The organism is Methylomonas rosea, from assembly GCF_024505055.1.
Classification (GTDB): domain Bacteria; phylum Pseudomonadota; class Gammaproteobacteria; order Methylococcales; family Methylomonadaceae; genus Methylomonas; species Methylomonas rosea.
Genome location: NZ_JANIBL010000010.1, coordinates 24,704 through 39,507 on the forward strand (window position 1 = coordinate 24,704; position 14,804 = coordinate 39,507).

The following is a 14,804-nucleotide window of genomic DNA, read 5'->3' on the forward strand; positions in this document are numbered from 1 at the left end:
ATGCGCCGGATATGAACGGCAGCGCGTTTTCCATCCAAAGACTGACGTGCTTTAGCGTTAACAGAGAAACTCCCCGCAAACATTGTGGGTAAAAATCGGTAATTCGGATGAATTCAGTATAATCCCAGCTTTAGCCACAAGAACAATAAAGGTAAAAATATGCTGAATATTCAAAAAACGCTCGAAGACTACTATCTTCGCTTGCAAGCCCATCCCCAATACCTGCATGTAATGACCTTGCCGCTGATGCAGCGTTGGGCCGTGTTTATCGGCTTATTTTTGCTCTCGCAAATCTTGGTATTCGGCAGCCTATACGTGATTTTCGACAAAGTGGTAGTGATCGGCTTTCTGGCCAGCGTTCTGGCGGGGCTGGCTACCGGCATCGGCGCCTTGCCGGCCCTGTTCTTTAAAAACATTTCCGACCGGCTGTTCAATGGCTTGCTGGGTGCCGCGGCCGGCGTGATGCTGGCGGCCACCGCGTTTTCTTTGTTGGTGCCAGGTCTGGATTACGGCGAGCAAATCTGGCCCGGTAAAGGCTTGTGGATCGTGTCGGCCGGCATGCTGATCGGTGCGCTGTTCCTACATTTTGCCGACAGTCGTTTGCCGCATCTGCATTTTGATTCGGTCAGCGATCATTCATTGGATTCGTTGCAAAAAATATCTTTATTCATTATCGCTATTACCATCCACAACTTCCCGGAAGGCATGTCGGTCGGCGTCAGCTTTGGCTCCGGGGACATGAAGAACGGCTTGGTGTTATCTATTGCGATTGCCTTGCAAAACTTGCCGGAAGGCCTGGCGGTGGCTCTACCATTGGTCGGCTTGGGTTATAACAAATGGAAAGCTGTCGCCATCGCCACCTTTACGGGATTGGTGGAACCGGTCGGCGGCCTGTTGGGCATTACCATGGTCACGGTGTTTGCGTCGATATTGCCGATTGCGATGGGTTTTGCCGCCGGTGCGATGTTGTTCGTCATCAGCGAAGAAATTATCCCGGAGACGCACTCCAAGGGCCGCTCGCGCGTCGCGACGTTTTCCTTGATGGCCGGTTTCATCATCATGATGATCCTGGACAAAATACTGACATAAACACCGCTTAAATAAAGCAGGCCACCCAAAAGGCAAAAGCCTTTTGGGCTTTTATCTTCTGATCAAACACTTCGATACAGAATGGAATACCTCGCGCCACTAATCACCCAAATAAGCTCATTAAACTTTACGGAACTGCTGGCGACCGGCGGCACCAGCTTTGCGCTGATCGCGGCCGCTGAAATCGGCGATAAAAGCCAATTGGTATGCATGACCTTAGCGTCCAAGCACAGACCGGCTCCGGTGCTGTGGGGGGCTATCGCCGCGTTCGCACTGCTAAACACCTTGGCGGTAGTTTTTGGTGCGGCGATTGCGAAATGGTTACCGGAATATCTGGTCGCGGCCACCGTCGCCCTGCTCTTTGCCGCCTTCGGTCTGCATGCCTTACTCAACCACGACGAAGACGATGACGACGAGGAAATCGCCGAGAAAAGCGGCCACGGTATATTTTTTACAACCTTTTTATTGATTACCGTCGCCGAATTTGGCGATAAAACCCAATTGGCCGTCGTGGCGTTCAGCAGTACCGCGCAACCGATTGCGGTTTGGCTGGGTTCGACGCTGGCGCTGGCGTTTACCTCCGCATTAGGCGTTTTGGCCGGGCGCACTGTGTTGCAAAAAATACCCTTGTCCTTGCTGCATAAAGCCAGCGGGGTGTTTTTCCTGATTTTATCGGCAATAGCAGCTTTTAAAGCCTACGAAAGCTTGCTTGTCGCCGGTTTACTGCCGCAATTTTAGCCAAACTCCAAACGTGAAGCGATTCATGGCATTTCCCAATTACCGCTGGCTAGACTTTCCGGCGATACTCAGCTTGGCCGGGCTTTATTGCCTGTTGGCTAAAATTGTACTCACCTATTTCTCGGAAACCGGCAATGTCACCTTGGTGTGGTTTTCCAGCGGATTGGGATTGGCCGCTTTATTGCTGAAAGGCCTTCGTTATTGGTCAGGCATATTTCTGGGCGCTTTTGCCGCCGGCTTGATGGTAGACGACTCGTTCCCACTGTCTTTTGCAATTGCAAGTGGTAACACACTGGAATCGGTAACAGCCGCCTACCTACTAAAACGCCACCAGCGTTTTTCTTTAGAATTAACCGAACCAGGCCACTTTATCTGGTTAACCCTAACCGGCGCCGCTTGCTCGTTAATCAGTGCGGGTATTGGCCCTTGGGCTTTACATCAGGCCGGTTTCATACCATTAGCGGCTATGCCGCAATCGATTTTACATTGGTGGATGGCGGATGCTTTCGGCATTGTCACCGCCACACCCATATTATTGGTTTGGCGGAAATGGCCAAAGCAATGGTTTGCTGAAAAACGCGGCCTGGAAGCATTGCTGCTGATCATTCTGACCTTGTTCGCCGGTCAAGTAGTATTTCTCGATGCTTTCCAGCCTGTCTTTGGAAAAATCTCCCGCGGTTACTGGATGTTTCTGTTTGCCATTTGGGCCGCCCTCCGTTTCAATCGTCATGGCGTGACACTGATTGCCAGCTTGATTACCATCCAAGCGCTATTCGGAGCCGCACATCATCAGGGCTTTTTCGGCGACGACTTTGAGAAAAGCGAGTTGCTGAACCTATGGTTTTATATATTGGTACTGTCCTGGACCGGCACGACTTTGGCGCTAACCCTACACAAACAGCAACTGATTACCGCAGGACTGGCAGATAGCGAACGGCGTTTGAAGGCAATAATCGACTACTCCCCAGTACCCCAGGCCATTTACGACGCCAAAGGCAATTTCACATTACTAAATCCGGCTTTTAACAAAGCTTTCGGTTACACGCTGGACGATATTAAAACGCTTGACGATTGGTGGCCTAAAGCATATCCGGACCCTGTCTACCGCCGGACAATTATGGAAACCTGGCTGGCGTTGACTGATAGATCCCGTCGCACACAAAGTTTCGAAACCATCCAGGCGGAAATTAATTGTAAACACGGCGAGCGGCGTACTGTGCTTGCGGGCTCGGTATCCTTGGGCGAATCGTATGTCGGAGATAATCTGGCCATTTTATTCGATATTACCGAGCAGCTAAAATCTGAAAAAGCGCTGACCGAATCCAATTTATTGTTGCAGACCATCCTGGAAACCTTGCCGATCCGAGTGTTCTGGAAAGACCTGGATTCTCGCTATTTGGGCTGCAACGCGCTATTTGCCGGCGATGCCGGACAACATAGCTCAAAGGATTTAATCGGGAAGAACGACCATCAGCTCAATTGGGCTCAACAAGCGCCTATTTATCAAGCGGATGATCGCCAGGTAATCATATCGGGTACGGGCAAACTGGCTTATGAAGAGCCGCAAACCACCCCTGACGGCAATACCATTTGGCTACGCACATCGAAAATACCCTTACGCAATTCCGATCATGAAATTATCGGGGTTTTGGGCAGCTACGAAGACATTAGCGAGAATAAAGCCCGAGAAGACGCATTGGCCCAATCGGTTTCCTTGCTAAGGGCTACCTTGGAAGCCACGGCTGACGGTATTCTGGTCGTCAGCCTCCAACGCCAAATCGTTACTTACAACCAGCGCTTTTTTGAACTTTGGCAGTTGCCGAACACTGCGGTTGGAGAAGATAAAGACGATACAACGCTTTTGAATTTAGCCATTAAGCAGCTAAAAAACCCCGGCGAGTTTTTCGACAAAGTCCAGGAGCTCTACAATCACCCGGATCAAGAAAGTTACGACCTGATCGAATTCAGCGACGGCCGGATTTTTGAACGCTATTCCAAGCCGCAAAGTATCGCCGACAACATTGTTGGCCGCGTATGGAGTTTTCGCGATGTCAGTAATCAATATCGTGCGGAGCAAGCATTACAACAGAAAGAATATTATCAGCGCGCATTGCTGGATAACATTCCGCATGCGATTTGGCTGAAAGATACCGAAAGTAGATTGCTGGCGGTCAACCAGGAGTTCGCCAACGTATTTGCCGCCGAAAATCCGGAAGCCTTGGTGGGCAAAAATGATTTCGACATCGCCCCACCGGAACTGGCCGAAAGTTATCTCGCCGATGACCGCCGCGTGCTGGCTTTAAGGGATAAGTTGATAGTCGAAGAAGAAATTGTTGATCGCGGCGTACGCAAATGGTTCGAGACCTATAAAGCGCCGGTGATGGATGAGCAAGGCCAGTTGCTGGGTACAGTGGGTTTTGCCCGCGATATCAGCGAGCTGCGCAAAATCGAGGAAACCCTGAGATTGGCGGCTCTGGTTTACCACAACAGCAGCGAAGCTATGATAGTGGTGGACAGCGATAATACCATCCTCAGCGTCAACCCCGCGTTTACCACGATGACCGGCTATACGCAGGAAGAGGTTGTCGGTAAAAATCCGCATATCCTCAGTTCCGGCGAACATGATGCGACGTTTTACCGAGAGCTATGGGCTGCGCTGGATACTACCGGCGCTTGGCGTGGAGAAATAAAAAATCGCTGTAAGGACGGCCGCCTGTTCGTCGAAGAACTGGCCATCAACACCATCTATAACGCAGAAGGCAAGCCGCAACGCCGGGTTGCACTGTTTTCCGACATTACTCAACGCAAGCAATCCGAGGAACAAATCTGGCGGCAAGCCAACTTCGATCCGCTCACCGGTCTGCCTAATCGGCGCATGTTCCGCGACCGGCTGGAACTGGAAATCAAAAAAGCCCACCGTATGGGGCAATTGTTTGCACTGTTGTTTATCGACCTGGACCGCTTCAAGGAAATCAACGATACGCTGGGCCACGACATGGGCGACAACTTACTGAAGGAAACCGCGCGGCGCTTGCAGACCTGTGTGCGGGAGTCCGACACCGTGGCTCGCTTGGGCGGCGACGAATTCACGATTATCTTAAGCGAGCTGGATTGCATCGAAGTGTCCGAACCGATAGCTAAAAACCTGCTGCAAAAACTCAGTGCGCCGTTCAGCTTGGACGGCGAACTGGCTTATGTCTCCGCGAGTATCGGTATCACGTTTTATCCAAACGACAGTACCGATTTAAGCCAATTACAAAAAAATGCCGATCAGGCCATGTACGCCGCCAAAAATCAGGGCCGTAACAACTACCGCTTCTTTACCAAAGCCTTACAGGACGCACTGGAAGCTCGCGCCGCGATGCTCGGCGACTTACGTATCGCGCTGGCCAACGCGCAGTTTTTGCTGTGCTATCAACCTATCGTCGACTTGCTGAACGGCGAAGTCCACAAAGCGGAAGCTTTGCTACGCTGGCATCATCCAAAGCGTGGTTTGATTAGCCCGGCGGAATTCATACCGCTGGCGGAAGAAACCGGTTTAATCAGAGAAATCGGCGATTGGGTATTCGAAACCGCGGCGCGACAAGTGCAAACTTGGCGGACCGCTATCAATCCCGAATTCCAAATCAGCGTCAACAAATCGCCGGTGCAGTTCCAAAGCCCGGAGCATGCCCCCGAAGACTGGTTCACCTATTTGGATCGACTGGGATTGTCCGGCCAAAGTATTGTGGTGGAAATTACCGAAGGCTTGCTGTTGGACGCCAATCTCGCCGTGCACAATCATTTAATGGCATTCCGCGACGCGGGCATGCAAGTAGCGATAGACGACTTCGGCACCGGCTATTCGGCACTGTCCTATCTGAAAAAATTCGACATCGATTATCTGAAGATTGACCAGTCGTTCGTCCGCAATTTATCAGCGAACTCGAACGACTATGTCCTCTGCGAAGCCATCATCGTGATGGCGCATAAATTGGGTTTAAAAGTCATCGCGGAAGGCGTGGAAACCGAGCAGCAACGCGATTTACTGAGCGCTATCGGTTGCGATTACGGCCAGGGCTATTTGTTTGCCAAACCGCTGCCGGCGGCATTGTTCGAACAGCAATTTGGTAAATAAAGATAGCGGACTCCCATCGCTCGCCGACGCCAATGCAGTATTGACCTGACACTTTGTTATCGCACTCGCTCCCGCGCAGGCGGGAGCCCGGTGGCTACACCGGCTTTCGGTTTATGCAGAAATGCCGGCCACAGAGATCTTATTGACGGGTTGATACATCAGCAGTATCGGGCGAGTTTACCGTCCCATTCGCTGCATCCTAAACCGGACTAATCACCACGCCATCAGGCTTCAAGCTCAAGGTAAAGTCGCCGCGCAATAAGCCCTGCAACTCCCGGCCGGCCATGTTGTAACGCCAGCCATGCAACAACAGGCAATCCTCGTCGCCGGACAGTAATAGTTCCAAATCCTTGCGGGTAGCCAAGATGATGGGATTCAGGGAATTTTCCTCGGCGCGAATTCTGACCACTGCGCTGAGTACATCCAGTATCGCTTCATGCTGCTGGGTTTTCTTGCCGGCTTGATCTTTTTCAGCCAGGGGTTTGGGCGGACGTTGTTTGGCGCTATCGATCAATTCGCAAATCGTTTTGCCGTAACGATTGACGGTACGGTCGTTGATGTTACGAATCTTAGCTAGATCGGCCAAGGTCACGGGTTGCAATTTGCCCAGTTCCAGCAGCAAATCGTCCTGCAACAGCCAACTGCGCGGTTTATTTTCTTGCTGCGCGGTACGTTCGCGCCATTCGGTCAGGCTTTGCATGATGGACAATTGCTTGCCGGTCAGTTTGTTTTTGCCGCGAATCTTCAACCAGGCATTTTCCGGCGATAATTGGTACAACTCCGGATCGTTCAACAAGGCAAAATCGCTCTCCAACCAGCTTGAGCGCCCCAATTTCTCGAGTTGCTCGCACATGATTTTGTAGATCTTGCACAGGTAAATCACATCGTCGGCGGCATACTGAATTTGATCCTCGCTCAAGGGCCGTTCCGACCAGTCGGTACGAGTATGCGCCTTGCTGAGATTGACGTTCAGAAAGCTGGACACCAGCATTGCATAACCCGGGTTTTCCTGAAAACCCAGCAGCGGCGCGGCTATTTGGGTATCGAAAATCGGCCCGGGAATTTTGCCGGTAATCTGGTAAAAAATTTCCAGATCCTGCCGGCAGGAATGCAACACTTTGACAATATTGGGATTGTAAATTGCCTCTAACAACGGGGTTAAATCGGCTATCGCCAAGGGATCGACACAAGCCACCCAGCCCGGCGCGGCTATTTGCAATAAACAAAATTTGGGGTAATAGGTTTTTTCGCGGAGAAATTCGGTGTCCAGAGCTATCCATGGCTCCTGGCTGATTAGTTGGCAAAGGCTATCGAGTTGATCCGGGCGGTTAATATATTGAATAGTCATAGTCGCTATGGCAATTAACAGGGCTTGCCGAAAAACGGCGTGACTGCGTATTTTACCCCGTCGGGACGTTATTGACTTAAATATTCCCGACTAGTGAGCTGCTTCAGCTGAATCAAAAATCCCGCCATGCCCGCGGGGAAGCGAGCATCCAGTGCCATGAATGGTAAGCATCGAGACCCCTGCACGCTGGATTTCCGCATTCCCCTTGTGCCCCACAGACGATATGCCGAAATGACAGTTTTGACGATGTGCGAGGCATGCCGCTGAAGCAGCTTGCAATTAGAAATATTCCAAAATTTGCCGACCCGATGCGAAACAGGAATTTTTCCTTTTTATTTCCAGGAATGGAACCCCCGGCCCAGCTTGTTTACCATGCCGCTTTTGTTTTGTATTACTCAGGTAAAGTTATGAAAAAAGTTGCGCTAGGTGTGCTGCCATTGTTCAGCATGCTGCCCTTAGCCGAAGCCATAGCCGCGGAAGTCGCGACTAATCTGGAGGAAGTGGAGGTCGTGGCGGTAACGCCTTTACAATTCGGCGGCGTCGATATCAATAAAATTCCGGCGAATGTACAAACCGTGTCAGCCGAAAAATTGCAAGAAGCCCAAGCCCTGTCTTTGGCGGACTACATGAACCGCTACCTAGGCAGCGTGAATATCAACGATGCGCAAAACAACCCCTTGCAACCGGATGTGCAATACCGCGGCTTCAGTGCTTCGCCGTTAATGGGTTTACCGCAAGGTCTGGCTACGTATGTTAACGGTATTCGTTTCAATGAGCCCTTCGGCGACATGATCAATTGGGATTTAATCCCCAGCGGCGCCATCGACAATATGAGTTTACAGCCGGCATCGAATCCGGCGTTTGGTTTGAACGCCTTGGGCGGCTCGATCAACATCAACACCAAGACCGGATTCTCGGCGCCCGGCCATAGTTTCGAGGCCCAAGGCGGCTCTTGGGACCGTCATTCCGAAGAGGTCACCAGCGGTTGGAACAACGGGACCTGGGGCTATTTCCTGGACGCCAAGTATTTCAACGAAAAAGGCTGGCGCGCACATTCGCCTAGCGAAGCCAAGCAAGGCTTCGGCACCTTGAGCTGGCGCGGCGTTAAATCTGGCCTGGATTTAAGCATCGCCGGCAGCGACAACACTTTGCGCGGCAATGGCGCCCTACCCCAGGAAATGCTGGCATTCGGCCGCGATCAAGTATTTACGCATCCTGACATCACCCGTAACCGGATGATGCTGGTATCGTTGGCCGGCGATACCTGGTTAAACAACCAAAATCAGTTATCGGGCACCATGTATTATCGGCGTAATAAGATCGGCACGTATAACGGCGATGGTAGCGAGTTTGGCGAATGTATTGACGAAGGCGCTGGCGAAGACGACTTTTTGTGTGCAGAATCCGGCGGCGAGTTGGACGATGAGGGCTTGTTCGACCTCGGCGGCAATAATATAGCCGCCTCACCAGCGGTCGAGGGCGGCACCATCAACACCTCCAGCACGCTGCAACAATCGTTCGGTTTCGCCTTGCAAAACGCTTTCGACCACAAAATATTCGGCCGCAACAACCACCTGGTAGGCGGAGCCAGTTTCGACTACGGTAACGCCCGCTATCATGCCGACACCCAGCTTGGTTCGTTAACCGCCGACCGAGGAGTTTCCGGGGGCGGGGTATTGCTGCAAGATGCGCATGTCCGTCTGACTACCGAGACCGATCACTACGGGGTGTTTTTAACCGACACCTATTCACTGACGGACAAGTTGGATCTGACCGTATCCGGCCGTTACAACCAGTCGCATATCAAATTGCGCGACCATTACGGCAACGACCTGAATGGCTCTCATTCCTTTGATCGTTTCAATCCGGCGGCGGGATTGACGTACGCCTTTATGCCGGAATTGACTTTTTACGGTAACTACAGCGAATCGTCGCGCGTGCCGACACCGATGGAGTTAAGCTGCGCCAACCCTGATGACCCGTGCCGTTTGCCTAATGCCTTCGTATCCGATCCGCCTCTAAAACAAGTCGTCGCCAATACCTTCGAAACCGGTGTGCGTGGCCGTTTAAAAAACCTGCTGCCGGGCTATATGGACTGGAATTTGGCTTTATTCCGCACCATCAACAATAACGACATCATTTTCAAAAGTACCGGCGGCGTCGGCAGCAATGTCGGTTATTTCGACAATGTCGGCTCTACATTACGGCAAGGTGTGGAAGCGGGGTTGTCGGGTAATTTTTACGAGCGCTGGCGCTGGTCTAGCCATTACACCTATATCGATGCCAGCTTCGAAACCCCGTTTCTGGGCAGCAGTCCTAACAACCCTATGAATGACGGCGGGAATATTCAAGTGAACGGTGGCGATAAAATTCCCGGCATTCCCGCCCATCAGTTCAAGTTCAGCACCGACTTCGACATTGTCTCCGCCTGGACTTTGGGAATGGATATGAATTACAACAGCTCGCAATATCTGCGCGGCGACGAAGCCAATTTGACCGCTAAGCTACCCGGATTCGTAGTATTTAATTTACGTAGCGAATATCGCTTCAACAAAAACGTCGCTCTGTTCGGTAAAGTAAGCAACTTGTTCGACCGTCAATATGCCAATTTCGGCACGTGGGGCAATACTGGCGATGTGCTCGACGGCGTGGGATTGCCTGGCGACCAACAAAGTCGCTTTGTTGGTGTAGGCGCTCCGCGCGCGGCCTGGATAGGTATTCGACTGACGATGTAGGCCACGCTTACGCTTAGCCGCAGGAAAACGGCTGATGTCTTAGCCGTTTTCCTCGTCTAGTTGATTGTTGTTACGGGTCTGTCTGAATTTATTCGGCTTGATGCGTTTGATATTGAGGCGATGCGGTCCTATGGACGCTTCGGTCAATAACTGAAAAATATCCGCCGGCATGCCGTCCGGCAACTCCACCAGTGTATGGGTATCGCGAATGTCGATACGCCCGATGCGCTTTTTATCTACACCGGACTCTTCAACCAATACCGCCTGAATATCGTCACGGCTAACCTGATGCTGACTACCGACGGCCAGGCGATAACGCACCATTTTGCCGTTTGCATGCGGACCGCGACTGTGAGGCTGCGGTAGAGGGACCAACAGCTTGGGCTGTTGTGTATGGGCCGGATACAAGTTTGGTTGGCTCAAATAAACCAAGGCCGCAGCGCAAGTCAGTAGATCTATATCCAATTCGGCAGCGGTACGTTGAATCAACTCCCGATGCAGGGTCAGGTCTTCTTCGGTGACGATGCGCTGCAAGCGTCTTTTAAACTTGTCTTCCTTACGACTTTCGACAGAGAAAGCGTTCATGTTCCCTTACAGTCTATCCAGATCGATTTCCACGAAAGCCTCGTCGCGCAAGCGCCGCAACCATAACTCGGTTTCTTCCTCGATTTTACGCTTACGGATTTCATCGCGAATCTTGTCTTTTTTGAATTGCTCGCTGTTATCCTGATTTTCGCGGCCCAACACCTGGATCATGTGCCAACCGAACTGGGTTTGCACCGGCTGACTAATCTCGTTAATCGCCAGCTTGTTCATGGCTTCCTCGAAAGGCGGCACCAAGGCGCCCGGACCGACCCAGTCCAGCGAACCGCCGTTAATCGCCGACCCTTTGTCGTCGGAATGCGCGCGCGCCAAGTTGGCAAAATCGTCGCCGTCGTTGATCCGCTCTCTAAGCGCCACCAAACGCTTTTGCGCTTCGGCGTCGTCCACCAATTCATTAGTCTTAATCAGAATGTGCCTGACCTTGGTTTTGGTAACGATATGCTGCCCGGCACCCTCGGTTTCCAGCATTTTGATGATGTGAAAACCGCTGGGACTGCGAATCGCTTCGGAGACATCGCCTTGGTTCATCGTCGTGACAACTTCGGTGAACAGCGAAGGAATTTGACCGATGCTGCGCCAACCCAGATCGCCGCCTTTCAGGGCGTTATCGTCGTCGGAAACACTCACCGCGACTTGTTTGAAATCCTTGCCGCCGCGTAAATCGGCGATGACTTGATCGGCTTTGTCCTTGGCTTTTTGAATCGCGGTGGCCGAAGCCGCCTCCGACACCGCGATTAGAATATGCCCCAAATGATACTGGGAGTTGCTCTGCCCGGCTTTGCTCTGGGTTTCCATGTAATGCAACACTTCAGCATCGGTGACCTTGACCCGCGAACCGATCTCCCGCCCGCGCAGCTGATTGATGATAATTTCGTTGCGTAGATTATCCTCGAAAGCTTTGTATTCCATGCCTTGTTTGGCCAACTCGTTACGAAAACTTTCAACCGACAAGCCGTTGCGGCTGGCTATATCAGCGACTGAAGCGCTAAGCATCTCATCGCTGACCTGTACGCCCGATTTAGCCGCCAGTTGCCGTTGCAGTTTATCGACCACCATGCGTTCCAACACCTGTTTGCGTAAGACGAATTCGGGCGGCATCGCCACATTGCTACTGCTCAATTTGTTGGTAATGGCAGCCACTTCGTTATTGAGCTCGCGTTCCAGAATCACATCTTCTTCCACCACTGCCACTATCCGGTCCAATACTTGGGCCTGACCCGGAGCGATATAAGCACCCAGTAGCAAACAGAAAATCACTAACCATTTTTTTATCATGCGTTGCTTACTCAAAATAGCTGGCTTTGCGATAGCCTTTCAGGTTGGTTTGCAGGAAGGTATCGACATTGTCGCCAAAGCTGGACAGACCTTTCAGTTCCAACTGTACGAAAAACGCGGTTTCCGGCTTGGTGCTAGGATCGATAAAAGCGATGGTATTGGCACCGTTGATAAAGCGTCTACCCAGAATACGGAAGCGCCAGCAACAGTTTTCCCGTTCCACACCAATGAAACTTTCCGTGGTTTTGTCGAAATTCAAAGAATACTGCCAACGACCGAAGCCATACCATTCACCAAACAAAGGTAAGCGGAACGACACGTCGGTTTGCGAGATGGTTTGTAAACTATCCAAGGGATTGCGACGGTAGCGATAGCCCAGGTTAACAATCTGGTTCGGCTGCATATTGTATTTTAATGCCACTTGGCCGCGCGCGAAGCCGTTAGCTTCCGGATCCCATTGGGTACCGGTCATATAAGACCAATGTTTGCTGAATTGGCCGCTCAGCTCGCCGACGAAATTCGAGGTATTACTGGTTTCGGTAGGCTGTCCAGGCATCGTTACCGTTCTGTCCTGGAAATACATAATCTGTCCCAGACTGACCTTTAAAGGTTCCAAGCCGGTATTAGAATCGATAAACCGTGAAACGGTCGCCAATGTGACCTGATTGGCATCCTGAACCCTGTCCCCGCCGGCAAAGCGGTTTTCCCTAAACAAGCTGTAAAAGTTGGTATCGTACAAAGCGGTATCGAAAACCGGAATATTGCTTTGATCCTTGCGCGGGATATACAGGTAAAAAGCCTGCGGCTCCAAGGTATGCAGATACTGCGAACCACCGAAGTTAAGGTCTTTTTCGAAATTCATACCGCTGCTAACCGAGAAGATCGGCAAGGTCCGGCTGATAGTGCTGGGCTGACCGGCTAAGGTTTGGTTGCTTAACTGATACTGCGTGTATTGACCGGTGATTCTCGGGATGAAATATCCGGCGCTACTTTCCAACGGCAAACTGAGTGAAGGCGCAATATTGATGCGCTGACCATTAACCAAATCGGTGTGATAGAAATGGGTGAACTCGTTATTCATCGCCAGCGTGACCGGCAAGCCTTCAAACGCCCGGGCCACGTTGAAATTGACGCGAGGCAGCATATCGTAAGGCATGGCCGCATCGGGAATGGTTTTATCCACCGATTGGTAATGGTATGCGCCAACCGACAGGCCTACGCCGGTGCCGGCAACAGCACCGCCGTAACTCAGCAACGCAGTACTGGGCAAATAACTGGTATTTTGGAAGCCCAGCGCATTGTTTAAGTCATTGAAATAGGTTTTGTCGGACACATAGTTCAAATCCAGCAAGGAGCTCAAACCCGGCAATAAGCTGGTCTGATCTTTCCAACTCGCCGAGTAACGGGCCTTGTTGACCAATTGGTCGTTGGGCATATATTCTGCAGAAAATGTACCTCGGGACATATCGGTCAGATAGCGGAACTTATTGCGCAATTGCTCGCCACGCTTACTCATGTAACGCGGCGTGACGATATCGTCGAAGTTGGGGGCGATATTCCAATAAAACGGCACGGAAACGTCAAAACCATTCCGTTGCGTACTACCCCAAGTTGGCGCCAATAAACCCGACAAACGCCGATTATCGGTAGGAAAGGAAATATACGGCGTGTACAACACCGGTACGCCTTTAAATTCCAGCCAGGCGTTTTTCGCTGAACCTTGCCCGCTGTCCCGGTTAATTTTCATCCGCGAAGCATGCACGATCCAATCCTGATTGCCCGGCGCACAACTGGTAAAAGCGGCGTCGTTATAACGGGACAAGCCTTTACTCTCGCGATAAACCACCTCGGCGTTGCCGCGAAACGGCGCCTCCGCGACGATGAATTGCGCCTTCCGCAAGCGCGCTTCGTCTTTACCAAGACTCAAGGAGGCGGTCTCGCTGGAGAACGCCAACTGATCTTCGCTGTACAACACGCTGCCTTGTGCGTCCAGAGTCTCCGCAACCGTATCGTAACTAGCCTTGTCTGCGATCAAATGCTGATCGGCGCGCACCATATCGACGTTACCGGCAAAATTAAGTACTTCGCCGTCGAACACTTCCGAAAAGTCGGCATTGATATCGGTCGTCGCCGCATCGCGAACCTCGGCGGAGGTAGCTCTGATTTTGCGTTTTTTCGCGCCCCACACTTCGCAGCTTTGCCAAGGATCTTTATCGAATTCGGCCCGTAAGGTTTGAAAATCCCGCTCCTGTTTGCGATCAAAGGTAGGCGTAAACAAATACGAACCGGACTCTTCGCTGCCGCCACCTTCGGCCACGACATGGGCCTCGCCTTTCGGATCGGCTCCTACCAAATTACAATTCCAGCCGCTCTTGTCATCCCCGGTTTTACAGGTCCAGCCAGGCACTTTGCCGCTGTTGGCATTGGCTGTCTCGGTCTTGGTCTCGACTTTTTCCAGCACCGGTTTTTGATTTTCAGTTACTTTAACCCGCAATTTTTGCGGCTCGGCCACGGCTTTTTCCACCACCTTTTCGACCACATTAATTTTTTCCGGCTCCGGCTCTGGCTTAACCGCTTGCTGAACGGGTGCGGGCACGACCGTAGCGGGCGGCTGCGCGACCGTTTCCGGCGGCGCGGGCTTGGCTTGCGCCGGTGGAGTAGGTTTAATCACTTGCGGCTGAGCTGTGAGCTCATTGCCTGCGGGTGTTTGATTCAGACAGGTCCATTCGCCATTTTTGGTTTGTTCACAATTCCACGCCGCATTATTGGCAGCAGAGGCGACGCCCGTAAAAAACAATAATGCTGAAGAAATTGTATAAAACCGATAATTCATGTCTTGGCGAATGCAGCTAAATTGACTTAGCGGAATGGAAATCGAATAAAATGCTTCCCATCATTT

The 14,804-nt window shown here is 51.6% G+C and carries 8 protein-coding genes; 4 read left to right on the plus strand and 4 right to left on the minus strand.

The features are described from left to right. The first annotated feature begins 159 nt into the window (after window positions 1-159). The 3 genes from NP589_RS04800 to NP589_RS04810 all read left to right on the plus strand — a co-directional run bounded on the left by NP589_RS04800 (window position 160) and on the right by NP589_RS04810 (window position 5,944). The gene (locus NP589_RS04800; RefSeq protein WP_256605965.1) at window positions 160-1,089 is read left to right on the plus strand and encodes a ZIP family metal transporter; all 930 of its coding nucleotides are present in this window, start codon (window positions 160-162) and stop codon (window positions 1,087-1,089) included. 81 nt (window positions 1,090-1,170) lie between these two features. Beyond that, window positions 1,171-1,827 carry a TMEM165/GDT1 family protein gene (locus NP589_RS04805; RefSeq protein WP_256605966.1) on the plus strand — a complete coding sequence of 219 codons (657 nt, stop codon included), beginning with the start codon at window positions 1,171-1,173 and terminating at the stop codon, window positions 1,825-1,827. Window positions 1,828-1,852: 25 nt separating this feature from the next. After that, window positions 1,853-5,944 carry a bifunctional diguanylate cyclase/phosphodiesterase gene (locus NP589_RS04810; RefSeq protein ID WP_256605967.1) on the plus strand — a complete coding sequence of 1,364 codons (4,092 nt, stop codon included), beginning with the start codon at window positions 1,853-1,855 and terminating at the stop codon, window positions 5,942-5,944. Between the two features lie 199 nt (window positions 5,945-6,143). Here NP589_RS04810 and rnd read toward each other — a convergent pair whose 3' ends face one another. Then, on the minus strand, window positions 6,144-7,292 hold the full coding sequence (gene rnd, locus NP589_RS04815) for a ribonuclease D (RefSeq protein ID WP_256605968.1): 1,149 nt from the start codon (window positions 7,290-7,292) through the stop codon (window positions 6,144-6,146). A gap of 407 nt (window positions 7,293-7,699) precedes the next feature. On the opposite strand from rnd, the gene NP589_RS04820 reads away from it, so the two are divergent. Then, window positions 7,700-10,027: a TonB-dependent receptor gene (locus tag NP589_RS04820; protein WP_256605969.1), complete on the plus strand. Its 2,328-nt coding sequence runs from the start codon at window positions 7,700-7,702 to the stop codon at window positions 10,025-10,027. 39 nt (window positions 10,028-10,066) lie between these two features. Here the strand turns inward: NP589_RS04820 and NP589_RS04825 are convergent, their stop codons facing one another. The 3 genes from NP589_RS04825 to NP589_RS04835 are packed head-to-tail and all read right to left on the minus strand — an operon-like array spanning window position 10,067 to window position 14,738. Continuing rightward, a complete protein-coding gene (locus NP589_RS04825) occupies window positions 10,067-10,612 on the minus strand; it encodes a DbpA RNA binding domain-containing protein (protein WP_256605970.1) in 546 nt (181 codons plus the stop codon). Between the two features lie 6 nt (window positions 10,613-10,618). Continuing rightward, a complete protein-coding gene (locus NP589_RS04830; RefSeq protein WP_256605971.1) occupies window positions 10,619-11,905 on the minus strand; it encodes a peptidylprolyl isomerase in 1,287 nt (428 codons plus the stop codon). 7 nt (window positions 11,906-11,912) lie between these two features. Beyond that, window positions 11,913-14,738, minus strand: coding sequence for an LPS-assembly protein LptD (locus tag NP589_RS04835; protein ID WP_256605972.1), 2,826 nt, complete (start codon window positions 14,736-14,738; stop codon window positions 11,913-11,915). Between the last annotated feature and the right edge of the window lie 66 nt (window positions 14,739-14,804).